Source organism: Streptomyces sp. NBC_01317 (assembly GCF_035961655.1).
In the GTDB taxonomy this organism is placed as follows: domain Bacteria; phylum Actinomycetota; class Actinomycetes; order Streptomycetales; family Streptomycetaceae; genus Streptomyces.
The window spans coordinates 666,007-691,975 of the sequence record NZ_CP108393.1 but is presented as its reverse complement, the minus strand read 5'-3'; the positions used below and the strand labels follow the sequence as shown (position 1 = coordinate 691,975).

27 protein-coding genes are annotated in these 25,969 nt (G+C 71.9%); 9 read left to right on the top strand and 18 right to left on the bottom strand.

The genetic code is table 11. The features are described from left to right. The first annotated feature begins 48 nt into the window (after positions 1-48). Positions 49-1,938: a Na+/H+ antiporter NhaA gene (gene nhaA / locus OG349_RS02935; protein ID WP_442806187.1), complete on the top strand. Its 1,890-nt coding sequence runs from the start codon at positions 49-51 to the stop codon at positions 1,936-1,938. 27 nt (positions 1,939-1,965) lie between these two features. Here nhaA and OG349_RS02930 read toward each other — a convergent pair whose 3' ends face one another. From OG349_RS02930 to OG349_RS02885, 10 genes are all read right to left on the bottom strand, one after another. Next, positions 1,966-2,472, bottom strand: coding sequence for a hypothetical protein (locus tag OG349_RS02930; protein WP_327233068.1), 507 nt, complete (start codon positions 2,470-2,472; stop codon positions 1,966-1,968). A 67-nt stretch (positions 2,473-2,539) separates the two neighbouring features. Continuing rightward, entirely contained in the window at positions 2,540-3,001 is a 462-nt protein-coding gene (locus OG349_RS02925) for a cupredoxin domain-containing protein (RefSeq protein ID WP_327233067.1), read from the bottom strand. 53 nt (positions 3,002-3,054) lie between these two features. Continuing rightward, positions 3,055-3,636, bottom strand: a complete 582-nt coding sequence (locus OG349_RS02920; RefSeq protein ID WP_327233066.1) for a COG4315 family predicted lipoprotein — start codon at positions 3,634-3,636, stop codon at positions 3,055-3,057. Positions 3,637-3,785: 149 nt separating this feature from the next. Next, on the bottom strand, positions 3,786-4,964 hold the full coding sequence (locus tag OG349_RS02915; protein ID WP_327233065.1) for a serine hydrolase domain-containing protein: 1,179 nt from the start codon (positions 4,962-4,964) through the stop codon (positions 3,786-3,788). Further along, complete coding sequence (locus OG349_RS02910; RefSeq protein ID WP_327233064.1) at positions 4,961-5,881, bottom strand: DUF6895 family protein; 921 nt, start codon at positions 5,879-5,881, stop codon at positions 4,961-4,963. Before OG349_RS02910 ends, OG349_RS02915 begins: the two co-directional genes overlap by 4 nt. Positions 5,882-5,932: 51 nt before the next feature. Next, positions 5,933-6,595, bottom strand: coding sequence for a hypothetical protein (locus OG349_RS02905; RefSeq protein ID WP_327233063.1), 663 nt, complete (start codon positions 6,593-6,595; stop codon positions 5,933-5,935). 92 nt (positions 6,596-6,687) lie between these two features. Next, positions 6,688-6,870, bottom strand: coding sequence for a hypothetical protein (locus OG349_RS02900; protein WP_202534746.1), 183 nt, complete (start codon positions 6,868-6,870; stop codon positions 6,688-6,690). 165 nt (positions 6,871-7,035) lie between these two features. After that, the gene (locus tag OG349_RS02895) at positions 7,036-9,291 is read right to left on the bottom strand and encodes an APC family permease (RefSeq protein WP_327238419.1); all 2,256 of its coding nucleotides are present in this window, start codon (positions 9,289-9,291) and stop codon (positions 7,036-7,038) included. 236 nt (positions 9,292-9,527) lie between these two features. After that, positions 9,528-10,685, bottom strand: coding sequence for a homoserine O-acetyltransferase MetX (gene metX, locus OG349_RS02890; protein WP_327233062.1), 1,158 nt, complete (start codon positions 10,683-10,685; stop codon positions 9,528-9,530). Positions 10,686-10,687: 2 nt separating this feature from the next. Then, the gene (locus tag OG349_RS02885) at positions 10,688-12,049 is read right to left on the bottom strand and encodes a bifunctional o-acetylhomoserine/o-acetylserine sulfhydrylase (protein WP_327233061.1); all 1,362 of its coding nucleotides are present in this window, start codon (positions 12,047-12,049) and stop codon (positions 10,688-10,690) included. Between the two features lie 339 nt (positions 12,050-12,388). Here OG349_RS02885 and OG349_RS02880 point away from each other — a divergent pair, with 339 nt between their 5' ends. Both OG349_RS02880 and OG349_RS02875 read left to right on the top strand, forming a co-directional pair. Continuing rightward, entirely contained in the window at positions 12,389-12,499 is a 111-nt protein-coding gene (locus tag OG349_RS02880; protein ID WP_327233060.1) for a putative leader peptide, read from the top strand. Between the two features lie 156 nt (positions 12,500-12,655). Continuing rightward, positions 12,656-13,486 carry a glutathione S-transferase C-terminal domain-containing protein gene (locus OG349_RS02875; RefSeq protein WP_327233059.1) on the top strand — a complete coding sequence of 277 codons (831 nt, stop codon included), beginning with the start codon at positions 12,656-12,658 and terminating at the stop codon, positions 13,484-13,486. A 74-nt stretch (positions 13,487-13,560) separates the two neighbouring features. Here the strand turns inward: OG349_RS02875 and OG349_RS02870 are convergent, their stop codons facing one another. From OG349_RS02870 to OG349_RS02845, 6 genes are all read right to left on the bottom strand, one after another. Further along, positions 13,561-14,550: an ABC transporter substrate-binding protein gene (locus OG349_RS02870; protein ID WP_327233058.1), complete on the bottom strand. Its 990-nt coding sequence runs from the start codon at positions 14,548-14,550 to the stop codon at positions 13,561-13,563. A 65-nt stretch (positions 14,551-14,615) separates the two neighbouring features. Further along, positions 14,616-15,368, bottom strand: a complete 753-nt coding sequence (locus OG349_RS02865) for an amino acid ABC transporter ATP-binding protein (protein ID WP_327238418.1) — start codon at positions 15,366-15,368, stop codon at positions 14,616-14,618. A 74-nt stretch (positions 15,369-15,442) separates the two neighbouring features. Beyond that, positions 15,443-16,438: an amino acid ABC transporter permease gene (locus OG349_RS02860; protein WP_327233057.1), complete on the bottom strand. Its 996-nt coding sequence runs from the start codon at positions 16,436-16,438 to the stop codon at positions 15,443-15,445. A 17-nt stretch (positions 16,439-16,455) separates the two neighbouring features. Further along, positions 16,456-17,397 (bottom strand): ABC transporter substrate-binding protein, encoded by a 942-nt coding sequence (locus tag OG349_RS02855; RefSeq protein WP_327233056.1) that lies wholly within the window; start codon positions 17,395-17,397, stop codon positions 16,456-16,458. Beyond that, entirely contained in the window at positions 17,394-17,900 is a 507-nt protein-coding gene (locus OG349_RS02850; RefSeq protein WP_327233055.1) for a GNAT family N-acetyltransferase, read from the bottom strand. The genes OG349_RS02855 and OG349_RS02850 overlap by 4 nt, the downstream gene beginning before the upstream one ends. Continuing rightward, the gene (locus tag OG349_RS02845; protein WP_327233054.1) at positions 17,897-19,054 is read right to left on the bottom strand and encodes an LLM class flavin-dependent oxidoreductase; all 1,158 of its coding nucleotides are present in this window, start codon (positions 19,052-19,054) and stop codon (positions 17,897-17,899) included. The genes OG349_RS02850 and OG349_RS02845 overlap by 4 nt, the downstream gene beginning before the upstream one ends. Before the next feature lie 575 nt (positions 19,055-19,629). Between OG349_RS02845 and OG349_RS02840 the strand changes: the two genes are divergently transcribed. Next, positions 19,630-20,661 (top strand): amino acid ABC transporter permease, encoded by a 1,032-nt coding sequence (locus tag OG349_RS02840; protein ID WP_327233053.1) that lies wholly within the window; start codon positions 19,630-19,632, stop codon positions 20,659-20,661. 10 nt (positions 20,662-20,671) lie between these two features. Here the strand turns inward: OG349_RS02840 and OG349_RS02835 are convergent, their stop codons facing one another. After that, on the bottom strand, positions 20,672-22,117 hold the full coding sequence (locus OG349_RS02835) for an MFS transporter (protein ID WP_327233052.1): 1,446 nt from the start codon (positions 22,115-22,117) through the stop codon (positions 20,672-20,674). A 216-nt stretch (positions 22,118-22,333) separates the two neighbouring features. On the opposite strand from OG349_RS02835, the gene OG349_RS02830 reads away from it, so the two are divergent. The 5 genes from OG349_RS02830 (at position 22,334) to OG349_RS02810 (ending at position 25,316) form a co-directional block, all read left to right on the top strand. Then, entirely contained in the window at positions 22,334-22,777 is a 444-nt protein-coding gene (locus OG349_RS02830) for a winged helix-turn-helix transcriptional regulator (RefSeq protein WP_327233051.1), read from the top strand. Positions 22,778-22,935: 158 nt separating this feature from the next. After that, positions 22,936-23,406 carry an SAV_915 family protein gene (locus tag OG349_RS02825; RefSeq protein ID WP_327233050.1) on the top strand — a complete coding sequence of 157 codons (471 nt, stop codon included), beginning with the start codon at positions 22,936-22,938 and terminating at the stop codon, positions 23,404-23,406. A gap of 145 nt (positions 23,407-23,551) precedes the next feature. Next, positions 23,552-24,085 carry a type 1 glutamine amidotransferase domain-containing protein gene (locus OG349_RS02820; RefSeq protein WP_327233049.1) on the top strand — a complete coding sequence of 178 codons (534 nt, stop codon included), beginning with the start codon at positions 23,552-23,554 and terminating at the stop codon, positions 24,083-24,085. A 71-nt stretch (positions 24,086-24,156) separates the two neighbouring features. Further along, positions 24,157-24,525 carry a hypothetical protein gene (locus tag OG349_RS02815; RefSeq protein WP_327233048.1) on the top strand — a complete coding sequence of 123 codons (369 nt, stop codon included), beginning with the start codon at positions 24,157-24,159 and terminating at the stop codon, positions 24,523-24,525. Between the two features lie 257 nt (positions 24,526-24,782). After that, positions 24,783-25,316 carry an ATP-binding protein gene (locus OG349_RS02810; protein WP_327233047.1) on the top strand — a complete coding sequence of 178 codons (534 nt, stop codon included), beginning with the start codon at positions 24,783-24,785 and terminating at the stop codon, positions 25,314-25,316. Between the two features lie 91 nt (positions 25,317-25,407). On the opposite strand, the gene OG349_RS02805 is transcribed toward OG349_RS02810, so the two are convergent. Continuing rightward, entirely contained in the window at positions 25,408-25,872 is a 465-nt protein-coding gene (locus tag OG349_RS02805) for a DUF5709 domain-containing protein (protein WP_327238417.1), read from the bottom strand. Positions 25,873-25,969: the final 97 nt, after the last annotated feature.

The window sequence follows — 25,969 nt, the reverse complement described above, 5'->3', positions numbered from 1 at the left end:
CCGTGGCGCAGCCGGGCCCTGACCGCACCGGGAGGAGAGAATCGCGACGTGACGGAAGCTACACCGGAGTCCGGCTACGCGGGGCGGACGGAGTGCGCCGAGGTGCGCACCCCCTGGAGGACGTTCCTGCGCACCGAGACGGGCAGCGCCGCCGTCCTGCTGGTGGCCGTGATCGCCGCTCTGACCTGGGCGAACATCAACCTCTCGTCGTACGAGACGTTCTGGCACAACGGCCTGTCCGTGCGGATCGGGTCCTACGGCCTGTCGATGGACCTGCGGGAGTGGATCAACAGCGGGCTGATGACGATCTTCTTCTTCGTCGTCGGCCTGGAGGCGCGCCGCGAGTTCGACACGGGCGAACTGCGGGAGCGACGGCGCGTCGCGCTGCCCCTGGTCGCCGGGATCAGCGGCATGGCGCTCCCCGTCGCGATCTATCTCGCCATCAACGCCGGAGACGGCAGCGTGCACGGCTGGGGCGCCGCGATGTCCACGGACACCGCCTTCGCCCTCGGCATGCTCGCGCTGCTCGGCAAACGCCTGCCCGGCGGCCTGCGCGCCTTCATCCTCTCCGTCGCGGTCGTCGACGACTTCGTGGCCCTGGCCGTCATCGCGGTCGCCTACAGCGAGAACGTCGACATGGCCGCCGTCCTCGCCGCAGTCGGCCTGCTGATCGTCATCGTGGTCGTGCGCGGGGCCGGCCTGCGGCGTGGTGCGGTGTACGCGGTCCTCGCCGTGGGTGTCTGGATCGCCCTCCTCGAATCAGGGGTCGACCCCGTGGTCACCGGCCTCGCGATGGGGCTGCTCACCTTCGCCTACCCGGCGTCGCGCTCCGACCTGGAGCGCGCGAGCGGTCTCTTCCGCCGCTTCCGCGAACAGCCGACCCCGGAGCTGGAGCGGTCGGCGCGGATCGGCCTGGCCTCGGCGGTCTCGCCGAACGAGCGGCTCCAGCGGATGTACCACCCGTGGAGCAGCTATGTGATCGTGCCGCTGTTCGCGCTGGCCAACGCCGGCATCAGGATCACCCCCCACGAGCTGTCCCAGGCCTTCACCTCACCGATCACCCTCGGGATCCTGGTCGGCTTCGTGGTCGGCAAACCGGTCGCCATCCTGACCGCCTCCTACCTGGCCACCCGCCTCAGCGGCGGGAAACTGCGGCCCCCGGTGGGCTGGGGCGCGACGGCGGCGGGCGGCACGATCGCCGGGGCCGGCTTCACCGTGTCGCTCCTCATCGCGACCCTGGCGTTCCACGGCGACCAGCTGGAAGAGGCGAAGATCGGCACCCTCTCCGCCCTGATCTGCGCCTTCCTCGTCACCTGGGCGGTGACCGCCGTCATCGGCCTGCTGCCCCGGCAGCGGCGCAACCGCGCCCTCCTCGGCACGTCCGAACAGATCGTCGACCTCGCCGTCCCCGTCGATCCCGACCGTGACAAGGTGCGCGGCCCGAGGCACGCGCCGGTCACGGTGGTCGAGTACGGCGACTTCGAGTGCCCGTACTGCGGCCGGGCCGAGCCGGTGATCCGCGACCTGCTCGCGGACTTCGGGGACGTACGGTACGTCTGGCGGCACCTGCCCCTGACGGACGTCCACCCGCAGGCCCAACTCGCCTCCGAGGCGTCCGAGGCGGCGGCCGAGCAGGGCGCCTTCTGGGAGATGCACGACGTGCTGCTCGCCCACCAGGAGGCGCTGCGCCCCCAGGACCTGCACCGGTACGCGGAAGAGCTGGGCCTGGACGTCGAGCGCTTCCGCAAGCACCTGCGCAAGCACATGGGCGCCGCGCGGGTCGGCGAGGACGTGGACTCGGCGGACCTCAGCGGGGTGTCGGGGACGCCCACGTTCTTCATCAACGGGCGGCGCCACCGGGGCGCGTACGACATCGGGCATCTCTCGGCGGCGGTACGGGCGGCCCGGCAGCGCGCCGCGCTGGCGCCGGGGGACTGAGCCCGCGCCCCGGCGCCCGGCCCGGGGTCAGACCCGCCGGCCCCCGGCCGCGTGGGCGCGCCGGCGTCCGCGCCTGCGCGGCCGGCCGCGCTTGGACCACATCAGGAAGCTGGTCACCAGCAGATACGACGTGGCCACGACGGCCACCGCCTCGACGACGACGGTGAAGACCTTGTCGCCGTACCAGATCGGTTCGTACATGTCGGGGAACGGCCCCCACGCCCCGATGTCGGCGTACCGGTAGATGAGCAGGAGCGTCAGCCCGCCGGCGGCGACCGACCAGGCGAACAGCTCGGCCGGCCACCGCCGCCACAGCAGGATCAGCACCGCCGCCGCCGCGGCGAAACCGGCCTCGATCCGGAAGAGCGTCCCCTGGCTGATGTCGGCACTGACGAGGTCGTACCGGTCGGCCAGGTGGGCATGCAGATAGGAGTCCAGCGCCAGACCGACGGCGGCGATCAGCCGTGCGGCCTCCCTGACGAGCCGCCGGACCAGGCGGGTCCGGCGGGGTACGGCGGTGGGGTCTGTTGCCATGACGTCTCCAGGTGCACCGTGGCCGGGGAAACCGTGGCCGGGGAAACCGTGCCGGGAAAGCAGTCGGTCAGCGGACGGTGAGCGTCCCCTTCATGAAGGGGTGGATGGTGCACATGTACTTGTACGCGCCCGGCTTGGTCGGCGCCGTGAAGGTGGCCGACTTGCCGGGCGCGATGTCACCCGTGTTCCACGCCTTGTCCGTGATGGCGGTCAGCGTGTGGGTGGTGGAGTCGTTGTTGGTCACGGTGATCTTCGTGCCGGGCGCCACGGTGAGCTTGTCCGGCATGAACTTGAAGTTCTTGATGCTGATCTTCGCCTTGGCGTTGCTCGACGGTGAGGCCGACGACGGCGGGGACGACGAAGCGGGCGCCGTGGAGGCGGGGGCCGACGACGCGGGTGCCGAGGACGCGGGTGCGGAGGAGGAGTCCGAGGAGCCGCTGTTGTTGTCGCTGTCGGAACAGCCCGCGACAGCGGTGAGACAGGCGAAGGCGAGTGCCAGGGCGAGGCGGGCGGGGCGACGGGACGGCATGAAGGTCTCCGGGGATCGGACGGGAGGTGGTGCGGGAGGGCGGGAGCCGGGGGTCAGTAACCGGTGCCCGGGTTCTGCGACTTCTTGGTGATCTGCTTGCCGTCGGTGCCCATGACGTACCACTTGGCGCCGAAGGCGTTGACACCCTGTCCGTTGGTGTTGCCGGGCTGCGGATCGCCGGAGAAGCGGTAGAGGGGGTGGCCGTGGTAGGTGACCTGCTTCTTGCCGTCGCTCCGGGTGCTGGTGGAGAGCAGGTCGGACTTCACGCCCTTGCCCGCGGTCGGCTTCGCGGTGACGGTGAACGGCGGCCACGCCGTGGCGCACCCTCCTTCGCAGGTGGACTTGGACGTCTTGTCCTTGTCGAACACGTACAGCGTCCGGCCCTTGTGGTCGAAGAGGATCGTGCCGAGCGGCCCCTTGGACGAGGTCACTTCCGCCGGGCTGGACGCCGACGGGGAGGCCGCCACCTCGGCGGCCGGCGGTACCGAGGTGGCGGCGGACGCCGCGGAAGCGGTCTCGGCGGTGCTCGGGGCCGAGCCGCCGCCGCTGTCGCCGCCGGAACAGGCGGTGACCGCCCCGGCGAGCAGCACGGTGGCGGAGACTGCGGTGAACACTCTGGTGCGGTACGGCGTCATGGTGGGCTCCTCAGGAGAGGGGGGCCGCCCGGTCCGGGCAGCACACGACCCGCTCGATCGGGGTCGCACACTCCCAGTGGAGGACGGCCCGCGCGACCCGGCCACCGCGCTTCGGCCGTCCGGCCGTACCACACCGCTCTTACGGGTCGTCAGCCCCGCGCGCCCAAGGCCAACAGGGCTTCGTACGCGCTCTGGAGGAAGCCGTGACGGGCGTCGGGGGTCGTGTTGGCGAGCGCGACGAGCGCGGTGCCCCGGCGCGGGCAGAACCCCGCGAACGCGGTGAAGCCGCTCGTACCGCCGGAGTGGTGGTACACGTCACCGCCTGGCCGCACCCGGATGTTCCAGACGAGAGCCAGCCGCCTGGCACCGCCCCGTACCGCGAGCCGTGGACGGGTGACGTCCGCGAGGGCCGCGCGCAGGGGGAGCGGCGCGGCGGCCTCACGGGTTCCTGGCGGGGCGCCGGGATGGGCCTCCAGGTGCGCGTCGAGGAGAGTCAGCAGGTCACGGGCGGTGGAGCGGACGGCTCCCGCGCCCGGCAGACCCGGGATCTCCCACGGGGGGCGGGCGCCGCCGTGCCCGTGGCCGGTGGCCGTGGTTCCCGGAGGGCCGGGCACGCAGGAGGTGCCGTGCAGACCGAGGGGGTCCAGGACCCGGGCCGCGAGGAGGTCCCCGTACCGCGCCGTGCCGTCCGCCGTGCGCGCCTCGCCCGTACCGGTGAGGAGGTGGCCGAGGAGCGCCACCCCGAAGTTCGAGTACCGCATCCGCTCGCCGGGCCGGGCGCGGAGCCGGGTCCTGGCGAGGGCGTCCAGCAGGTCGTCCGTGTCGAACCGGGCGTACGGATTGCTCAGCCAGCGCCCCGTCGCGCTGGCGAACAGACCCGGCGGCAGCCGGGGCAGACCGGAGGTGTGGGTGGCCAGATGGAGCAGGGTGACGGGCCCGCCGCGCGGCTCCGGTACGGCTTCCGGGGGCAGGAAGCGGGTCAGCGGATCGCCGTGGGCCACCTCGCCGCGCGCCGCGCGCTCGGCGAAGAGCAGCGCCGTCAGACACTTCGTCAGGGAGCCGATCTCGAAGCGCGTGTCGGCGGTCACCGGCGCCCCGCCCTCCCGGGCGGTCCTGCCGTGCGTGACGACGGCCCGCCGGTGGCCGCGCCGCAGCGCCACCGCGACGGCGCTCGCGCCCCGGGCCGCGGCGACGACCGGACTCGCGGGACCGAGGGCCCACGCGCCGGGCGGCGCGCCGGTGTGGCTGTCGGTTCCCGTGCCGGTATCGGAGGCGTACGGACGGTCCGTGCCCGGCGTGGCGCGGATCCCGGCCCGCCCCTGCGTCACGGCCGGGAGCCGAGGGTACGGGAGAGCGCGAGGGTGCCCGCGACCGCCGCGACCACCGTCGGATGGTGCTGGTCGGAGAAGCGCTCACCGGGATCGTCGCCCACGGGCTGCGCGTCGCGGGGGAACAGCCCGTCCTCGTGCTGGAGGGACGCCAGCCGTTCCCAGTCCCCGGCGTCGCAGCGCGGCTCCGGGAGGCAGCTGCCGACGATCATCAGCTCTGCCATCAGGTCCCACTCACCGATCTCGGCCCAGATGTCCGTCCACACCGGCAGCCAGTCGCCGACGTACGCGGTGAGATCGGCGCCGAGACCGGCGGGCAGGCGCCCCCAGTCGGTGCTGTGGAAGACGGTGTGCGTCATGTTGTACGCGTTCGTCCAGTCGACGAGCCACGGCTCCGGGAACGAGCCGAGCCAGGTCTCCCGGGTCAGCGCGTCCCAGTCGAAGGGAATCGGCCCCCGGTCGAGCCCGGCGACCCGCGCGGCGTTGGCGACGGCGAGGCGCCGGTTCGGCAGGACCTCCGCCGCCCGCGCCGACCGCAGCGAGGTGGTGTGCGCGACGAGCCGTTCCAGCGCCCGGTGGCGGTAACCGCTCCGGGCGAAGTGGGTGTACGTCTCCAGCGGGTCGCTCATCATCGGGTACCGCAGCAGCCGCTCGTGGAGCATGGCGCCCTCGCCGAGCTGCTCCCAGCAGAAGTCGAGCAGTTCGCGGGCGATCCGCAGCTCCTGGGTGCCCGCCACCGCCTCGCGGACGACGAGCGAGGCGGCGAGCGCGGTCTCGCCGAGCGGCTTGTAGACGCTGTCGGGCTCGGCCAGCTGGGCCGTGCTGTCCGCCGGCAGCGCGCCGTGCTCGCGGTGGGTGTGGAGCCAGCTCAGGGCCTTGGAGGTGACCTGGTGGGCCAGGGGGGTGACGGTGTCCATCGGGGTCTCGGTCCGATCCGGTCGTGGTCGGGTGTCGCTCGTGAGGGGCCGTCAGCTCGTCATCAGGCGGCGGGCGATCGCCGTGTCGAGCGCGAGCCGGTCCCCGCCCGCCATCACCTCGATGTGCTCGACCAGCGGCGCGGGATCGAGCGCCGGCGGCACCCCGTCCGCGTGCAGCCACGCCAGCCAGCGCGTGATCCGCGCGGCGGTGGGGTAGTCGCGCCGCAGCACCGCCCGGGTGGCGCCGCGCGCCAGCGCGAGGGGGGCGGCGCGGGCCGCGTCGTGGATCGGTCCGTCCAGTCCGGGCAGCGCCAGCGTGGACAACTGGCCCATCCGGACCGACCAGCCGGGCCAGCCCACCGCGCCCGTGTCGCTCCCGGCGGGCGCCCCCCGCGGGGGACCCGGGGGCGGCAGTGGCGCCGGGGCCGTCGGCGGGACGTCCGTACCGCCGTCCGTGAGCACGGCCAGCAGCGTCGCCGTGCCCCAGTCCCGCCACGCCATCAGCCAGGGCCCCTCGGGGCCGGCGGGCGGCGCGGGCGCCACGTCCCGCGAGGGCGGGAGGGCAGTCAGCGAGAGGGCGATCGCCTCCGCGTCCTGGGGAGGGAGCGCCTCGCCCGTCAGCAGCACGGGGGCGAAGGTGTCGGCGCCCAGGATCCGGATGGCGGCCAGCGCCGCGCCCGGATCCTCCGCCTGTTCGACGTGTTCCGCGACCATGGCCGTGCCCCCGGTGCCCCGGAGGGCATCGAGGGCACGTCGTGCCAGGCCGGCCGCCGATTCCTGGTATGTGGTCCGCGACCGGTCCGGAATCACCGGCCCTTCGGTTCCTTCGGCTCCTTGGGCGAGAGGAGCAGCGCGAGCAGCAACAGTCCCGCGGCCTCGGGCGAGTACACAGGCGCGTCGCTCTGCGGGGCTTCGGGCTCGGTCATGGCCACCCCCAACGCGTGCCCGTCAAGGGTGATTTCTCCGGCCCTCATGGTCTGAGAAAGCATGTCAGCTCCTCGTGTAGACGCGATTGCCCGTACGGCAATGACACCGTCAACTCTAGACATAGATGGGCAAATCGGCCAATTGTGTGGATAGTTGATGTTTCAATACGGAAGTTCAATGCGGAACCAGCGAGGACCGGGCGTACGCCACCTGCCTCTGAGCAGCGGCTAGACGTGGAACGGGACCGTCGTCACGACGATCTTCGGCAGGGGCCGGAGCGACCGCCGCAGCCGCCCGCCGAGATAGCTGTGCAGGATCCGGTGGTACCAGTGGCGTACGACGATCTCCGGCAGGATCACCGTGATCGTCAGATCGGGCCGCTGCCGGTGCAGGGACTCGATGTACCCGATCATCGGGGCCACGATCGCGCGGTACGGGGACACGACGACCGCCAGCGGCAGCCGGTTCCCCCACAGCCGCCACGACTCCCGGAACAGCTCGGCCTCCTCCTCGGCCGGACTGACGTGCAGCGCCAGCACGGGCTGCTGGAGCGAGGCGGCGTAGGCGAGGGCGCGCATGCTCGCCTGGTGCAGGGCGTCGATCGGCACGACGGACAGATGGCGGATCTCCTCCGGGGTGTCCTCCGTCTCCGCGTCCCGCTCCCGGCCCGCCGAGGCCGTGGGGTCGGCCCCCGTCGGAGCGGCGGGACCCGGCGGCGCGGGCGCGCGGGCGGCTGACCCGGACCCGGACCCGGTGCCGATGCCGATGCCGGTGTCGGGGCGCGAGTGGGGCGTGATCGAGTGCCCGGGGATCTCGATCATCTGCGGGTGCAGGCGGAGCGCCTGACGCACCCTCGCGTAGTGGCGGTGGATCCGCGTCGTCACCAGAAGGAACGCGCCCACCGCGAGAATGGCGAGCCACGCCCCGGCCGTGAACTTGGTGATGCCCGCCGTGATGAAGACGGCCGCCGACAGGACGGCGCCGGTGGCGTTGAAGCACAGGCTCTTGCGCCAGTGCCGGTTGCGCTTGCGCCACCAGTGCACGACCATGCCCCACTGCGACAGGGTGAAGGCGAGGAACACCCCGACGGCGTACAGCGGGATCAGCGACGCCGTCTTGCCCTCGAAGGCGATGTAGACGAGCGCGGCGGCCACCGACAGCAGGATGATCCCGTTGGAGAACGCCAGCCGGTCGCCCAGGCGCAGGAAGATCCGTGGCGCGTGGTCGTCGCGCGCCAGCAGGAACAGGACCCGGGGGAAGTCGTTGTACGCGGTGTTCGCGGCGAGCAGGAGCACCAGCGCGGTCGCCGCCTGGGTGAAGACGTAGAACCCGTTCGACCCGTAGCTGCGATGGGCCAGTTGGGACAGCGCGGTCTCCCCCGTCTGCGGCACGATCCCCTCGTAGTGGATCAGGGCGATCACCCCGGAGAACAACACCACGAGCAGCACGATCATCCACGACAGTGTCGTGCGCGCGTTGCGCCAGGCGACCGGCTTGAAGGCGGGCACGGCGTTGGAGATCGCCTCGATGCCGGTCATCGCCGTGGCCCCGGAGGCGAAGGCCTTCATCACCAGCAGCACGCCCAGCCCCTCGGTCGCGGTCACGACCGGGTGCGGTGTGGGGGCGAAGTCCCGGCCCGCCGCGCTGTACAGGCCCGTGGCCACCAGCGCGAGGATGGCGACGATGAAGGCGTAGGTGGGCGCGGCGAACAGCGCGCCCGCCTGCCGCACGCCGCGCAGGTTGCCGGCCAGGAGGATGGCGATGACCAGCACGCCGATCGGCACGATCTCCGGGGACAGGCTCGGGATCGCCGAGGTGACCGCCCCCATGCCGGAGGAGACCGAGACGGCGACGGTGAGGATGTAGTCCGTCATCAGCCCGGCGGCCGCGATCAGTCCCGGGATGCGTCCCAGGTTGTCCGTCGCGACGATGTACGAGCCCCCGCCCATCGGATACGCGCGGATCGTCTGACGGTACGACAACCCCACGGCGAGCATGAGAAACACGATCGCGAGCGCCACCGGCACGGTCGCGTGGAGCCCGGCGGTCCCGGCGAGCACCAGGACCAGCAGCATCGCCTCGGGGCCGTACGCCACCGAGGACAGGGCGTCCGCCGAGAGCACCGGCAGCGCCACCAGCTTGCGCATCCGCTCGCGCACGATCGCCGTGTTCGCGAGGGGAGCCCCGAGGAGGGTCCGCCGGAGGCGGAGCGCCAGACCGCCGGGCTGCCATTCGGCGCCCGTCCCCGCCTCGTCCCCGCCGCCCCCGCCGGCCTCGGCCGTGGTCGGTCCGCCGCTGAGCGTGGGGACGCTGACGACCCGTCCGAACCGGGCCGGGACGATCTGCCCCGGCTCGGGGTAGCTGCCGACGTCGGGGTCCACCGGCAGGACGCGGCGCCAGGCCTCGGGGGGCGCGGACACCCGCCCCCACTCCTCACCGACCCGCCGCAGGAGCCCCGACTGCTCGGCGTCGAGCCTGGGCATGATCACCGCGCCGCCGGCCGCGCCGTGCGGCGCGCCGCCGTTCTCCTTGCCCCGTCCGTCCTGACCCTCTGTGTCCGTCACACCCGCGAGTGTCTTCCGCCGGGGTCGCCACCGGTCCCTCCCGGCGCGCGCGACACCCGGACAGCGGGCCCGATCACCCGTTCGGGCGTACGGCCCCGTAGTCCGGGCTGTCCCCGCCGCCGTCCGTCTCCGGGACCGGGGCGGCCCGTGTCACCTCACGCCAGCAACTCCCGCACCAGCGCGCCCACCTGTTCCGCCTCGATGAGGAAGCCGTCGTGTCCGTACGGCGACTCGATGACCCTCGGCCGGTCCGCGCCCGGCAGCGCGGCGGCCAGCTCCGCCTGCTGGGACGGGGGGTACAGCCGGTCGGAGTCGACGCCGGCGATCAGCGCGGGCATGGTGGCCCGGCGCAGCGCGGCGGTTGCGCCGCCCCGGTCCCGGCCCACGTCGTGGCCGTTCATCGCCTCGGTCAGCGTCACGTAGCTGCCCGCGTCGAACCGGTGCGCCAGCTTGGCCGCGTGGTGGTCCAGGTACGACTCGACCTGGTAGCGCCCGCCCCGCCAGGGGTGTTCGCCCGGCTGCGGGGCGCCGCCGAACCGGGCGGCCAGTTCGGGCTCGCTGCGGTACGTCACATGGGCGATCCGCCGGGCCACCCCGAGCCCGCGGTACGGCCCGGCGCCGGCCGGGGCGTCGTGGTAGCGGCCCCCGCGCCAGCCCGGATCGGCCCTGATGGCCTCGATCTGGACGGCGCCCCACGCGATCTGTTCGGCGGAGGCCGCGGCGGGACAGGCGAGGACCAGGAGGGAGCCCGTGCGCTCCGGGTGGCCGACGGCCCATTCGAGCGCGCGCATCCCGCCCATGGAACCGCCGACGACCACGGCCCAGCGGTCGATGCCCAGGGCGTCCGCGAGGGCCGCCTCGGCGGCCACCTGGTCGCGCTGGGTCAGGTACGGGAAGCCGGGCCCCCAGCGCTCACCGGGACGGGCCGCCCCGGGACGGACCGACGAGGGACCCGTACTACCCTGGCAGCCGCCCAGCACGTTCGGCGCGACCACGAACCACCGCTCCGTGTCGAACGGCAGCCCCGGTCCGACCAGGGCATCCCACCAGCCGCCGGTGGGATGCCCCGGTCCTGCCGGTCCCGCGACATGGCTGTCTCCCGTCAGCGCGTGCAGGACCAGCACCGCGTTCGAGGCGTCGGGGGCGAGGCGCCCCCACGTCTCGTACGCGAGTCGTACGGCGGGCAGCGAACCGCCCGCCTCCAGGGGGAGGGGGCGCTCCAGCGCCACCCAGGAGCGGCGGCCCGGCGGGTCCCCCTCCTGCCAGCCGGCGGCGGCCGGCGGGAGGGGACGTGTGGCCGGTTCGACCGACATCGTCAGGACGCCGCCTTGGCGGCGCGGAACCCGGCCTCCAGATCGGCCTTGAGGTCGTCGACGTTCTCCAGGCCCACGGAGAGCCGCACCAGACCGGGCGCGGTGCCGGTGGCCACCAACTGCTCCTCGTCCAGCTGGCTGTGGGTGGTCGACGCCGGGTGGATGATCAGACTGCGTACGTCACCGATGTTGGCGAGGTGGCTGAACAGCTCGACGCCGTCCACGAACCGCTTGCCCGCTTCCACGCCGTCCCGCAGCTCGAAGGCCAGGACCGCGCCCGCGCCCCGCGGCAGGTACCGCTGCCCGGCCTCGTACCACCGGCTGGACTCCAGTCCCGCGTAGTGGACGGCCGACACCTCGTCGCGCTGCTCCAGCCACTGGGCCAGCGCCAGCGCGTTGGACGTGTGGCGCTCGACGCGCAGGCTGAGCGTCTCGACGCCCTGGAGCAGCAGGAACGCGGAGTGCGGGGCGAGCGCCGGACCGAGGTCGCGCAGCAGCTGGACCCGGAGCTTGATCGCGAAGGCGCCTGGGCCGAGGGCCGGCCAGTACTGGAGGCCGTGGTAGCTGGGGTCGGGCTCGTGGAAGTCCGCGAACCGCTCGGCGTGCGCGCCGAAGTCGAACGTACCGCCGTCGACCACCACACCGCCGATGGTGGTGCCGTGCCCGCCGAGGAACTTCGTCGCCGAGTGGACCACGATGTCCGCTCCGTGCTCCAGCGGACGCAGCAGGTAGGGCGTCGGCACGGTGTTGTCCACGATCAGCGGCACCCCGGCGTCGTGCGCCGCGTCGGCCACCCCCCGGATGTCGAGCACGTTGCCGCGCGGGTTGCCCAGCGTCTCGGCGAACAGGGCCTTGGTGTTCGGGCGTACGGCCGCGCGCCAGGCGTCGAGGTCGTCCGGGTCGTCGACGAAGGACACCTCGATACCGAACCGGGGGAGCGTGTGGCGCAGCAGGTTGTACGTACCGCCGTACAGCGACGTGCTGGAGACGATGTGGTCCCCGGCGCTCGCCAGGGTGAGGATCGCGAGGGTCTCCGCGGCCTGCCCCGAGGCGAGGGCGACGGCCGCCACCCCGCCCTCCAGCGCGGCGATCCGCTGCTCCAGGACGTCCTGGGTCGGGTTGTGGATCCGGGTGTAGATGTTGCCCGGCTCGGCGAGGGAGAACAGGTCCGCGGCGTGCTGGGTGTTCTTGAAGACGAACGACGTCGTCTGGTAGATCGGCGTCGCGCGGGCGCCGGTCGTCGGATCGGGTGCGGCGCCCGAGTGGATCTGCTTGGTCTCGAACGACCAGGCCGCGGCGGGCTCCTGGCCGGAGATGTCCTCGGGGGTGTGCCCCGCGGTGACGGAGTCGACGGGCTGACTCATGGATTGCCTCGCACAGTTCGGGTCGGGCGGCGGGTGGTGAGGTGGGGACGGGGGAAGGCGGAGGGAGATGTCCAGGCCTGACACGGACCATAGAGAAGGTGTACGGCACACCACAGCGCGCGGCCGGTTCGGCCACGAACCCGACATGTCGCGGCAACACAACACGGCCGTCGTTCACACGCGGACCACCCGCCGTCACACACGCCACATCCTGCCCGCGGCCCCCGCCCCCGCTCTCACCATGCGAGACGGTCCCGCCGGGGGACGCGGGCACCCTTGACGGGGCCCCCGGGCGGCCGGACACTCGACTGTGGGCATCTAGCGAACGGGTAGGCACAAATGGGTCGTTCGGGGCTGGACATCGATCGCGGGGCCGGTACGGCCCGATCGCTGCCCCTGCTGACCTCCCGTCGCCACATCGACCTGCTCCGTGTCTGCAGCGCCGCGTAATCCTCCGAGCCGACACGGCACAGGCACGCCCTCCTCCGACCGGTAGCACCACGCGTCGCGCTCTCCCGCGCCCGCGTGCCCGGCCCGTGGTCCGCCCTGCCTCCGTGCGTGTCGTGAGCGTCCGTCCGTCCGTACGCATCCACCGCAGGGAGACGCATGTCCCTCATCACACCGGCGATCGCACCCTCCATCCGCGGCAGGATCGGGTGCGACGCGCGCAGCGGCCACTACGCCGTCCCGCGCCGCTACCGCCTCCACCTGTCCCCGGCCTGTCCCACCTGTCTGGAGATCGCCGTCACCCACAGCCTGCTCGACCTCGGCGACACCCTCCCCGTGGCCCTGCTCCCCGCCGTGCCCGACGGCCCCGGCGGCGGGTACGAGGCACTGCTCCCGCTGTACGAGGCCACCTCGCACCACCACCCGGGGCCCGCCGCCGCACCCGTGCTCAGCGACGGCTGGACGGGGCGGATCGTCAGTACGTACGTCCCGGACATTCTGCGTGACCTGTCGGTGCGGTTCGGCGGCTCGGGTCCCGAACTGCGCCCGCGCGGTACGGAGGAGGAGATCGAGGCCGTCGCCCTGCTGTGCGAGCGGGACATCGGTGTCAACGCGGGGATCGCGGGCCGGCCCGCCACGGGTCCAGAGGACAGGGACCGCGCCCTGCACACGCTCTTCGCCGCGCTGGACACGCTCGAACAGCGCATGGAGGCGCGGGAGTTCGTACTGGGCGGTGACACGCCGACCGCTGCCGACGTGCAGCTGTGGGTGGCGCTGGTGTATCTGGACACCGTGCACCGGCCGCATCTGGACACCGTGGCGGCGCGGTGTGTCGCGCACTACCCGCGCCTGTGGGACTACACGCGCCGGCTGGCGGCGCGGCCCGCCTTCGGCGCGCATCTGGACCTGGCGGCCATCGCCCTCAAGTACCACGCGCAGTGCCCGTGTCCGGCGGGTTCGCCGGGCACGGGCACGGGGCAGCTGGGCTGAGACGGTTCGGGTGCGGACACCGGCCGGTACGCCGGCCGGCCGGTGGTCACGCGCCGGTCGTCACTGGTTGGTCGTCACTGGTTGGTCTTCGGCAGCCCGGGCGGGTTGAGCTCCGAGGACGTCACGGCCTCGTTGGACAGGCCCCAGCGCTTGAGGACCTTTCCGTAACTGCCGTTCTCGATGACGGTGTTGAGGGCTTCATGCACCGCCTTGATCAGACCGTTGTCCTTCTTGGTGGTGGCCGCGATCTTGCCCTGGACGTCGGCCCCGCCGCCGGAATAGGTGCCGATGACCTCCGTCTGGCCGGTGGAGGCGGAGTGGTACGCGGCGACCGGGTTCGGGCCCAGGTAGGCGTCCAGGCGGCCCGAACCCAGCGCCAGGTAGTAGTCGGTGGAGTTCTGGTAGTACTTGATGTCGGTGGCCTTGAGGCCCTTCTTCACGTTCTCCTCGCTCCAGGTGACCAGCAGCTTCTCCTGGTTGGTGCCGGAGCTGACCCCGATCGTCTTCCCCGCCACGTCCTCGGGGCCGTCGACCTTCCAGCCCGAGCCCTTCTTGGCCTCGAACGCGAGGTTGTCGAGCCGGTAGGTGGCGAAGTCGTACTTCTCCTTGCGCTCCTCGGTGACGGTGATGTTGCTGATGCCGAGGTCGTACTTACCGCTGTCGAGCCCGACGAAGATGTTCGCCCAGTCGACGGTGTTGGACTCCAGCTTGAGCCCCAGCACGTTGGCTATCAGCGCGGAGATGTCGGTCTCCACGCCGATCACGGTCTTGTCGTCGGTGGCGTAGAAGTCGAGTGGCGGCGCCGAGCCCGCCGAGTTGACGACCTCCAGCGTGCCGCGCTCGCGGATGGCCGCGGGCAGGAGAGCGGCGACGGCGTCGACCTTGGGCGTCGTGATGCGCTTCTGGTTCGGACTCAGGTCGAACTCGGCCTTCTTGGCGCCCTTCGCGGCGGGCGCGGCGTTGCTCACGGTGTCGTCGGCGGGGTCGCCGCAGGCGGTGAGGGTGAGGGCGGTGACGAGGCCGAGCAGGGCGGCGGCGGGACGGAAGGCGCGACGGGGCGACACGGTGGGCTCCTTGACGGGGACAGTGAGGGGGAGGGGAGGACGGAGGGGTGGCACGTACGGGAGGGTCAGAGGACCTTCGACAGGAACGCCTTGGTGCGCTCGTGCCGGGGCCGGTCGAGCACCTCCGCCGGCGTGCCCTGTTCGACGATCACTCCGCCGTCCATGAAGACGACGGTGTCCGCGACCTCACGGGCGAAGCCGATCTCATGAGTGACGACGATCATGGTGGTGCCCGACCGGGCCAGGTCCTTGATGACATCGAGGACCTCGCCCACCAGTTCGGGGTCGAGCGCCGAGGTGGGCTCGTCGAAGAGCAGCACCTTCGGCTCCAGCGCCAGGGCGCGGGCGATGGCCACCCGCTGCTGCTGGCCGCCGGACAGCTGGCGCGGGTACACGCCGGTCTTGTCGGCGAGCCCGACCCGCTCCAGCAGCACCCGTGCCTGTTCGAGTGCCTGCTTGCGCGGGACGCGCAGCGCCGAGACGGGCGCCTCGATGATGTTCTCCACCACGGTCAGGTGGGGGAAGAGGTTGAAGTTCTGGAAGACGAACCCGATGTGGAGGCGCTGCTTGAGCACCTCGCGCTCCTTGAGCTCGTGCAGCTTGTGGCCGGCCCTGCGGTAGCCGATCAGCTCGCCGTCGATGCTGATGTAGCCCTTGTTGAGCTTCTCCAGGTGGTTGATGCTGCGCAGCAGCGTCGACTTCCCCGAGCCGGACGGGCCGAGCACCACGGTCACCTCGCCGGTACGGACCTGGAGGTCGACGCCGCGCAGTACTTCGAGGGTGCCGAAGTTCTTGTGGACCCCGCGCACGTCGACCATCAGACCGCCGTCGGACGTCCCGTCGCCCGGGCCCTTTCCGACGCTCGTGCCCGCACTTGTGCTGTCGGTGTTGCTCATCGCGGGAAACCTCCGGTGGCGGCGGTGGCCCGCAGCTTGAGGACGAACGTGCGGGCACGCTGGAACGGGGTGGGCGGGGGAGTGCGCTCGTGGCCCCGCGCGAAGTGCCGCTCCACGTAGTACTGGACGACGGACAGCAGGGTGGTCAGCAGGATGTACCAGGCGGTGGCGACCATCAGCAGGGGCACCACACGCCCGTTGCGGCCGTAGATCACCTGCACCTGGTAGAACAGCTCGCCGATGGCCATCACGGACACGATCGACGTGCCCTTGAACAGGGAGATGACCTCGTTGGCGGCGTTGGGCAGGATGCCGCGCATCGCCTGCGGGAGCAGGATCCTGCGCAGCTGCCGCAGCCGGGGGATGCCCAGTGCCGCGGCGGCCTCCAACTGCCCGCCGTCCACGGAGATGATTCCGCCGCGGACGATCTCGGCGGCGTACGCGGCCTGGTGGAGTGCCAGACCGATGACGGCGGCCGACAGGGCGCCGACCAGGTTCAGTGTGTCGAAGCTCCACAGCACGGGACCGAAGGGGATCCCGACGCCCAGCTCCTTGTACAGATAGGCCAGGTTGAACCAGAACAGCAGCTGCACGATGAGCGGGATGGACCGGAAGGCCCAGATGTACGTCCAGGCGACCGTCTGGAGGATCGCACTGCGCGACAGCCTCATGAAGGCCAGGACGATCCCGAGCGCGAAGCCCAGCACCGTGCCGTACGCGGTGAGTTGGAGGGTCACCCAGACGGCCTTGAGGACACTGTCGGCCGTCAGGTAGAGCGAGAACGTGTGCCAGTCCCAGCCCGGGTTGGTGGCCAGGCCGTGGATGAACTGCGCGACGACGACGAGGGCGGCGACCCCCGCGGCCCATCGCCAGTAGTGGCGGGCGGGCACCACTTTCAGGGTGGCGAGCTGCTCGCCGTCCTGGGCGGTTCCGGGTGGTACGAGAGATCCTGGCGGCGGCGCGGCCTGCGCGGTGCCGGTTGCGGTTTCCATGGTGGGCGCTCCTGCCGCTACTTCTTCTCGGGGGGACTGATCTCGGACTTCTCGATGGCGGAGTCCTGGGTGCCCCACCGCGCGAGGATCTTCTTGTACGTGCCGTCGGCGATCAGTTCGTTGACCGCGCCCTCGAACGCCGGGAGCAGCGGAGAGCCCTTCTTGAAGGCGAATCCCACGTCGAGCCGGTGGAACTCACCGAGGAACTTGATGCCGGCCGCCGGCTGGGCCGCCTGGTAGCGCAGTCCGTTGATGGTCGACATCTCGATGTCGATCCGGCCCTGCTGGAGGCTGGTGAGGCCGGCGCCGGTGTCCGAGTAGACCTTGACCGTGTACGGCTTCTTGCCCGCTTCCGCGCACACCGACTTGTTCGCGTTGAGGGTCGCCTCGAAGGTGGTGCCCGCCCCGACCCCGACGGTCTTGCCGCAGAGTTCGTCGAGCTTCGTGACCTTCTGGGTGGTCGTGTCGTTCTTGCTGACCGCGAAGCCCTGGCCGTCGTTGATGTACGTGACGAAGTCGATCGTCTTGCGACGCTCGTCGGTGACACCGAAGTTGCCGGTCCCCACGTCGTACTTGCCACTGCCGAGCGCGGGCAGGATCGCCTCGAAGCTGGCCTCCTCGCGCTCCAGCCTCAGCCCCAGGATCTTGGCGACCCCGTCGGCGATGTCGATGTCCAGGCCGACCGGCTTCTTCCCCGTCGCGTCGGGGAAGTAGGCGCTGGGCGCGGCTCCCACCGACGAGGCGATCTTGATCGTGCCCCGCTCGCGGACGTCCGCGGGCAGCAGCTTCGCCAGCGCGTCGTCCTTCTTGAGCGCGGCGACCACGTCGCCCGAGGGCGCGGGGGACGCGGCGCCCGCCGTCTCCTTGCCGGACGTGTCGTCCGCACCACAGGCGGCCAGGGCGGGCAGCAGCAGAACGGCCGCGAGGACGGCGGATACCTGAGCGCGCACGGTTTTCATCTCTTTCCCCTCGACGGAGCGAGGTGTTTCTCGAACGGGAGCGGCCCGATGGTCTCGGGGTCGGCCGCCGTGTCGAACAGCGGTGTGTAACCGGTCCGCAGATAGAGGCCCTTGGCCTCGGGCTGGCGCGGCCCGGTGGTGAGACAGACCCGCCGGTAGCCACGCGCGGCGGCGAGACGTTCCAGCTCGGCGACGACCCGGCGGGCGAGCCCGCGCCGCCGGTGGGCGGAGTGGGTCCAGATGCGCTTCAGCTCCGCCGTGGCGGGGTCGTAGCGGCGGAACGCGCCTCCGGCGACCGCCTCACCCCGCTCCAGCAACAGCAGCAGCACGCCGTGCGGCGGTTCGAACTCCGCCGCCGGGTAGCGGGCCATCTCGGCGTGCGCGTCCTTGCCGTACCGCGCGGAGTACTCGTCCCCCAGCTCCCGCAGCATCGGCCGGGCGAGCGGGTCCGTGACGGCGGCCGTGGCCCAGGTCAGCCCGCCCGGTTCGGCGACGGAGGTCATCTCCCGGCCTCCGCCAGTCTCAGCGGGCCGGTCCCGGCGTTCTCGGTGCGCGCGGCCCGCGCGGTGCGCTCGGTGTCTCGCTTCGCGACCTCTTCGCGGACCAGCGGGATCACATGGCGGCCGAAGTCGATGGCGTCGCCCAGCAGGTCGTAACCACGGGCCGAGAGGATGTCCACGCCCAGGTCGTAGTAGTCGAGCAGCGCCTGGGCGACCGTCTCCGGTGTGCCCACCAGCGCGTTGGAGTTGCCCGCGCCGCCCGTGGCGGCGGCGGTCGGCGTCCACAGCGCGCGGTCGTACCGCTCACCCGCCTCCGCGATCGCGATCAGCCGCTGCGAGCCGGTGTTCTCCGGCGCCCCCCGGCCCCGCCTGACCAGCGCGTCCCCCCGCTCCTTGCGGGCGTTGATGGCGGCCACCGTGCGGTGCGCCTTCTCCCAGGCCAGCTCCTCCGTGGGAGCGATGATCGGCCGGAACGCGACCTGGATCCGGGGCGGGGTCGTACGGCCGGCGGCGCGCGCCGCGGCCTTCACCGTCTCGATCTGCTCGGCGGTCTTCGCCAGTGGCTCGCCCCACAGGCAGTAGATGTCCGCCTCGGCGCCGCCGGCGGCGTGGGCCGCGTCGGAGGATCCGCCGAACGAGACGTTGGGCCGGGGCTGTTGGACCGGGAAGACGTCGCTGACGAAGTCGTGGAACCGGTAGTGCTCGCCCTCGTGGTCGAAGGGCTCGTGCGAGGTCCAGATCCGCTTGACGATCTCGATGTACTCGCGGGTGCGGGAGTACCGCTGGTCCTTGGTGAGGGTGTCCCCCTCGCGTCCCTGCTCCTGGTCGCTGCCCCCGGTGATGAAGTGGACCGTCAGACGGCCGTCACTGATCCGGTCGAGAGTGGCGAACGTCTTCGCGGCGAAGGTCGGGTACGACACGTTCGGCCGGTGCGCCAGCAGGAGTTGGAGCTTGTCCAGGTGCGCGGCGATGTACGCGGCGGCCGGGGCGGGGTCGGGTGAGCCCGACCCGTACGCGAACAGCACCCGGTCCCAGCCGTGGTCCTCGTGGGCCCGTGCGAGCTTGAGTGTGTAGTCCTTGTCGAACGAGGCACCGGAGCGGGGATGTGTCTCCGAACCGTCGTGGGTGGCGGCTATCCCGAGGAACTCCACAGGCATGGCGGACCTTTCGTACAGGAGAGAAGCTGGGAGAGACCGGTCGTGGTCATGCCTCAGGGCCGCGGGAGCGGAACCCGAGCGGGGAGAGACCCGACAGGGTGGCACCGAGCAGGGTGAGAACCGGACAGGCACGACGACGTGATGACGTGACGAGGCGTGACGAGGCGTCAGGGGAACGACGGGGTCGACGGCAGCGCGCGCCCGGTGAGGAGAGGAGTCTCGGCCCGCGAGGGGGTCACCGAGGGAGGGAGGGGCCGGTCAGGCGGCCCGCTGCCGGGTCAGGCGCAACAAGAGGCGGACCACACTCGACCGAAGTCGATGTGTCCGCGGGTGACCAACGGCAGCTGCTTCTGCATGGAGCCAATTGAGCACGGTGGGTACGGGGAAGTCAACCGGCGTTCGTACTGTGGTCGGGCGGAAAAGGACTTCTTGACAGACCTCCCGTTTCCGCACGTACGATCGAAGGGATGACGGTCCGGTGGGAACACCGGGGCGTGACGGCCGTGTTGAGGGACGCGGTGCGCGTGATGACACCCGCTGGCCACCGCCGACCACCTCTCCCGTGGAGCCCCTCCATGTCCGTCTCCCCCGACGTCCTGCCCGCGGCCGGCGCCTCCTCGCCGCGCCGCGCGGACGCACCCCCGTCCGCCGACGACCTCACCCGCATCGTGCCCCGCCGCCACGTCGGCCGGTGGCTCTCCGCCGTCGTCGCCCTGCTGGCCCTCGCCATGGTCGTCAACTCGGTCGTCCGCAACCAGCGGTTCCAGTGGTCCGTGGTGGGCGAGTACTTCACCACCCCGGCCGTCCTGGACGGACTGGTCCTCACCCTCTGGCTGACCGCCGCCGTGATGGTCCTCGGATTCCTCATCGGCACGGTGTTCGCCGTGCTGCGGCTCTCCGCCAACCCCGTTCTGCGCACGATCAGTTGGGGGTACGTGTGGATCTTCCGGTCCACCCCGCTCCTGGTGCAGCTGCTGTTCTGGTTCAACATCGGCGCGCTCTACCCGACCCTCGGCCTCGGCATCCCGTTCGGCCCCGAGTTCCTCACCGTCAAGACCGTGAACCTCTTCGGCGCCAGTCTCACCGCGCTGATCGGACTCACCCTGCACGAGGCCGCGTACGCCGCCGAAGTGGTGCGCGGCGGCATCCTGTCCGTCGACTCGGGCCAGACCGAGGCCGCCGCCGCGCTGGGCCTCAGCCGGTGGCGGGTACTGCGCCGGATCGTCGTACCGCAGGCGATGCGCTCGATCGTGCCCACCGCGGGCAACATGCTCATCGGCACCCTCAAGGGCACCAGCATCGTCAGCGTCCTCGCGGTGCAGGACCTGCTGTTCTCCGTGCAGTTGATCTACAACCGCACCTACCAGGTCATCCCGCTGCTGATGGTGGCGACCATCTGGTACATCGCCGTCACCAGTGTGCTGTCGGCGGGTCAGTTCTACGTCGAGCGGTACTACGCGCGCGGCGCGGCCCGCGAGTTGCCGCCCACCCCCCTGCAACGGCTGCGCCGCCAGGGCGCGTTGCTGACCGTACGCCTCCGCAGGGCCACCGCCTCCGACGCGCCGCCCCTGCCGGGCGGGCGTGGGAAGGGCCCGTCCGGCGGCTGACGGCCGATCCTCAGTGCGCCTCGGCGGGTACGGGCTCCGCCGTGGCGTCCTCGGCCGGAGCGCCGCGTCCGAGCCGGGGGACCAACAGGACCGCGCCGGCCGCGAGGCCGACGGCGGCGAACACCCACCAGGTCCGGTGGAAGGCGTCGACGGCCGACGCCGGGCCCGGGGTGCCGAGGACGGCGACGAACACACTGATCCCGAGGACCGCCCCGAGCTGGCGGAAGCTGGCGTTGAACGCCGAGCCCAGCCCGTACCGCGCCGGGGGAAGTGATGCGACGGCCGCGCCGGACTGCACCGGGAGCGTCAGCCCGATGCCGATCCCGATCAGCACGCTCGCCGGCAGCCAGGCCGCCGCCCAGTGCGGCGACGAGGTGACCGCGAGCGCGAAGGTGGCCGAGCCGGCGGCCCAGCTGACGGCTCCCGCGAGCAGCACGGGGCGGTACCCGATCGAGCCCGCCAGCTTGCTCGCGGAGCGGGCGATCAGGGTGACCACCAGCGGTCCCGGTGTGCTGGCCAGCGCGGCCCGCAGCACGGAGTAGTGCCATTCGGTCTGGAGGAAGATGATGTTGCTGAGCAGCATGCCGTAGAAGGCCGTGGCGAACAGCAGGGTCGCCGCGTTGACCAGGCGGAACTGCCGGACCTTGAACAGCGCCAGGTCCATCACCGGCCGGGCGGCGGTGGCGGAGCGCCGTACGAACACCGGCAGCAGCGCCGCCGAGAGGATGAAGCCCGCGATCACCCAGGGGTCGGACCAGCCCCGGGACGGCCCTTCGATGATGGCGAAGCTGAGCAGCGCCGGGACGGCCGCGACCAGGACCACGCCGACCGGGTCCGGGATGCCGGAGGCCTGCGGGTCGCGGGACTCGCGCAGCAGCCGGGCCCCGAAGAAGATCATGACGGCGCAGATCGGGACGTTCACCAGGAAGATCCACCGCCAGGACGCGTACTCGGTGAGGAGCGCGCCGATGGTGGGGCCGAGCGCGGCGGCCGCCGCGCCCATCGCGCCCCACGTGCCGACCGCCACATGCCGCCGGGCGGCGGGGAACTCGGGCAGGATCAGCGCGATCGAGGTCGGTACGACCAGCGCCGCGAAGACGGCTTGCAGGGCCCGGGCGGCGATCAGGAACCCGGCGTCCGGCGCGAGCCCGCAGAGGGCGCTCATGGCGGCGAACCCGGCGAGCCCTATGAGGAAGATCCGCTTGCGCCCGTACCGGTCGGCCAGGCGTCCCGCCGGGATCAGCATGGCCGCGAAGACCAGGCTGTAGGCGTTGAGGACCCACGCGAGATGCCCGGTCGTGGTGTCGAAGCTGCGGCTGATCGTCTCGAAGGCGACATTCACGATCGTCGTGTCGAGGAAGACCACGAACACGCCGAGGCTGCCCAGGGCCAGCACCCGCAGGGCCTGCCGTTTCGCGGCGGCCTGCTCGTCGGGGACGGACGGGGAAGTGGACATGCGGGACCCCTCACAGAGTCTGTTGTGATTTCCAACTTACCTGGTGGACGCTAACAGCGGTCTGTTGGAAAAGACAACCGACCACCGGTTAGGGTGGAGCGCATGGAGACGAAGAAAGGGTCCGGGACAGGGGCCGGGACAGGATCCGGGGCAGGAGAAGAGTCCGGGACCGAGGCGGGTCGCGCGGGGGAGCCGGACGGCGGCGGGATGTCCCTCATGGCGCGCCAGCCCCTCGCCGTCCGGCCGTGCTCGCTCGCCGCCTCGCTGGACGTCCTGGGCGAGCGCTGGTCCCTGCTGGCCATCCGCGAGATGGGATACGGCGTCCACCGCTTCGGGCGCATCGCCGGCTACACCGGCGCCTCCCGCGACATCCTCGCCGACCGCCTGCGCAAGCTCGAAGCCGCCGGAGTGATCGAGCGGCGGCAGTACAGCGAGCACCCGCCGCGTTACGAGTACCACCTCACCGAAGCCGGCCGGGAGCTGCACCCGGTGCTGCTCTCGCTCTTCCAGTGGGGCGACAAGTGGGCCGTGGAGGAACCGGCGTTGACGCTCCGGCACGCGTGCGGACACCGCCTGGAGATCGACCACGTCTGCCGCCACTGCGGCGGTCCGGTCAGCCGCGGCACGGTCGAGGCACAGGTCTCCCGCGGCCAGGAGTGACCCTCAGAACATCAAGCCCGCGTCAGGAGAAGGGCCCGTTGGATCAAGGGCGCGTCAGCGACCGGGACCGGAGCGCGCCGTACGGGCATACCATCCTTGGTATGCCCCGCTCCCGACCCGCGGACCGGGGCAGTCATTCTGTCCTCAGGAGCGACACCATGTCGGAGCATCAGAACAGCGAGGATCCGGAGCCTTCACATCCGACCCCGGCCGGACCGTTGTTCGTCCCGGTCCGGCCGGGATCCGCAGGCTTCAGCGTCCGTCTCTTCCGTACCGCCCTCGGCGCCCGGACGGCGGTCGCCTTCACCACCGCGACCGGACTGGCCGCGACCCTGGGCCCCCAGCAGTCCTGGATCAAGCTCTCGGAGCACGCCGTACGCGCCCTCACCGAGCCGCTCGGCGTCACCGCCCTCACCGTCGACCCGCAGCTGGCCGCCCCGGCCACGGCCCGGGCCACCGCTCCCGTCACGCTCCCCGTCGCCGTCACGGGCCCGCTGCCCGTCCTCCCAATCCCGGTCCCGACCGCAGGACCGTACGGCGCGCGCAGGCCCTCCGCCGGCGCACTCCCGCCGCTCCAGCCCGGCCACCGCATGGCCCCCTCGGCACGACCGGCCGCTCGACGCGCCTGATCGGCCCGCGTCCACCAGACTCTTCTTGCGGGACTTCTTCCGCTTGCGGAACTCTTCCGCGCCTGCCCGCGCCTCCTGTGTGAGGAGAGCGCCTGCGGGCAGGCGCGAGACGTTGCTCCGGTGAAGACGAAGGGGCGTGTACCTCATGCGTGTGGCATTTCTCGTGGCTCCCGAAGGCGTGGAGCGAGTGGAACTCACCGAACCCTGGCAGGCCGTCGGCGAGGCGGGCGGCGAACGCGTGCTCATCTCGACGGAACCCGGCGAGGTACAGGCGTTCGACCACCTCGACAAGGCGGACACCTTTCCCGTCGACCTGACCGTCTCCGAGGCCTCCGTGGCCGACTACGACGGACTCGTGCTGCCCGGCGGCGTCGCCAACCCGGACGCCCTGCGCACGGACGCCGGCGCCGTCGCGTTCGTGAAGAGCTTCTTCGACGCGGGCAAGCCGGTGGCCGCGATCTGCCACGCCCCGTGGACGCTCGTGGAGGCCGATGTCGAACGGGACAGGACGCTGACGTCCTGGCCCAGCCTTCAGACAGACCTCCGCAACGCCGGGGCCACCTGGGTCGACGAACAGGTCCAGGTCTGCACCTCCGGGCCCAACACCCTCATCACGAGCCGGAACCCCGGCGACCTCAAGGCGTTCAACGCCACCTTCGTGCCCGAGTTCGGCGGCTGAACCAGGGCAGAGGACGGCAGGGGGTGTCGGGGACGGAACGGGGAGCACAGACGGAGAGAGGGCGATTTCAGGTGAGGACTGCGGATCAGCCGACGGCGCACGTCGTCGTGGCACTCAGCGGACAGGACCAGGACGACGCGGACACGGTGTTCTCCGCGCTCAGGACGGCGTTCGGGTCCGACCGGCCGGCCGACGACGTACCACAGGCGGCCACCGGCGGCAGGCCGGTGGTGTGGACCGCCACCTTCGACGCGTCCGACGTACGCGACGAGCCGGCCGCCGCACGGCTGTCCGCACCCGTCAGCGCCACCCTCCAGGGCGCCTACACCGATGTGGACAGCCTGCGCAGGGCACTGACCGCAGCCTTCTCCGTACGGATCGTCGGTACGGCCTCCGGGGACCAGGAGGAAGAGGTCCAGCTCCGCCTGGAGAGCAGGTAGCCGGGCGCCCGCACGGGCACACGGCCGGTCCTCGCGGGTGCGCGGGGACCGGCCATGAGGCATGCCCCGTTCCCGTACGGCCGCGGACTCTTCCCGCACGTTCTTCCCGTACGGCCGTCCCCCGTTCGTGTTGCGCGTCCGGCGCGGCGGCGGCAATCTGGTGTTGACCCAGAAGTGAATGCCGCTCACGCTTCGTACTCGGGGGTCGTTGGTACAACGTGGTGAAGCATGAGGGCCTCTCTGTGAGGAGCCCCGACATGACAGTTCCACTCGACCGGCACGACGGCCGGCGCTACACGGTGGAATTGCACGCCTCCCCGGAACGTCTCTCCCAGCTGCGGCGCATCGTCGCCGCCCACCTCAGGCACTGGAAACTCGACCTGCACGTCGGCCCCGTCTGCGAGGGCCTCGACGCACTCATGGCCAATGTCCAGCGGCACGTCGGAGAGGCCACCACGTGTGTGGTGGAACTGCGTTGGCGCGGACGCCACCTCACGGCCTCGGTGGAGGACAACGGCCCCCGGCTGCCCCGCCTGCTCACCGCCGGTGGCGGAGGGCTCGCGCGTGTCGCCGCGCTGAGCGACAGCTGGGGGACCTGTCCCACGGCCGGTGGCAAAGTCATCTGGTTCACCAGGAGTGTCGAATCCCCGCAGGACATCTTCCGCGTGCCCCGAATCCCGGTCACCGGCATCGGTACGGCCGAGCTGCGCCGTGCGCCCGCCCCGGAACCCGTGCCGTTCGGCGCCCCCGCCGCCCCGGCCCGCGAGTTCTTCGCGGCGGCCCTGGCCTGAACACGGGTCGGCGGACCGCTTCTTCGTACGGCCCTTCTCGTACGGCCCTGGCTGGTACGGCCTCAGCTGGTACGGCCCGGCCGGCACGGCCCTACTCGTACGCCTCGGGCTCGTCGTCCTCCCCCGGCACCAGATGCACCGCCGCCTCCTCCGCAGAGGCGGCCGCGCCGTCGATGCCCACATCGCTGGCGACCATGTCGTTCTCGGCGTCCTCGTGCGCGCCCTCGTCCGGCGCCACCAGCCGCCCGGACCGGCCGTCCCCGACCTCGTCGTCCACCAGCTCGCCCTCGCCGTAGGCCAGATCGCCGATGCCGTCCCCGAACGGGGCCGCGCGGTCGGGGATCTCCTCGGCGAGGCGCTGGTCCAGCGACTCGCCCGCGAGCTGCTCCGAGGCGGTCGTCCCGGTGTGTTCCACACCGAGCGGCCGCTCGGGCGGGGACCAGCCCTCGTCGAAGGGGTCGGACCCGCGGTCCACCAACGTGTCCTCGGGATCGAGGATGCCTTCGTCCTCGAACACCCCGTCGTCGTGGTTGGGCTGGTACACCTCGTCGCCCATCGTCTCGCCTCCGTCGCCGCTCACGTCGGTCTCCTCACTCCGTAGCCGTCCTGTGCGGGCCTCCGGACCCGGTCCGGCGGACAGGACCCACCTGTCC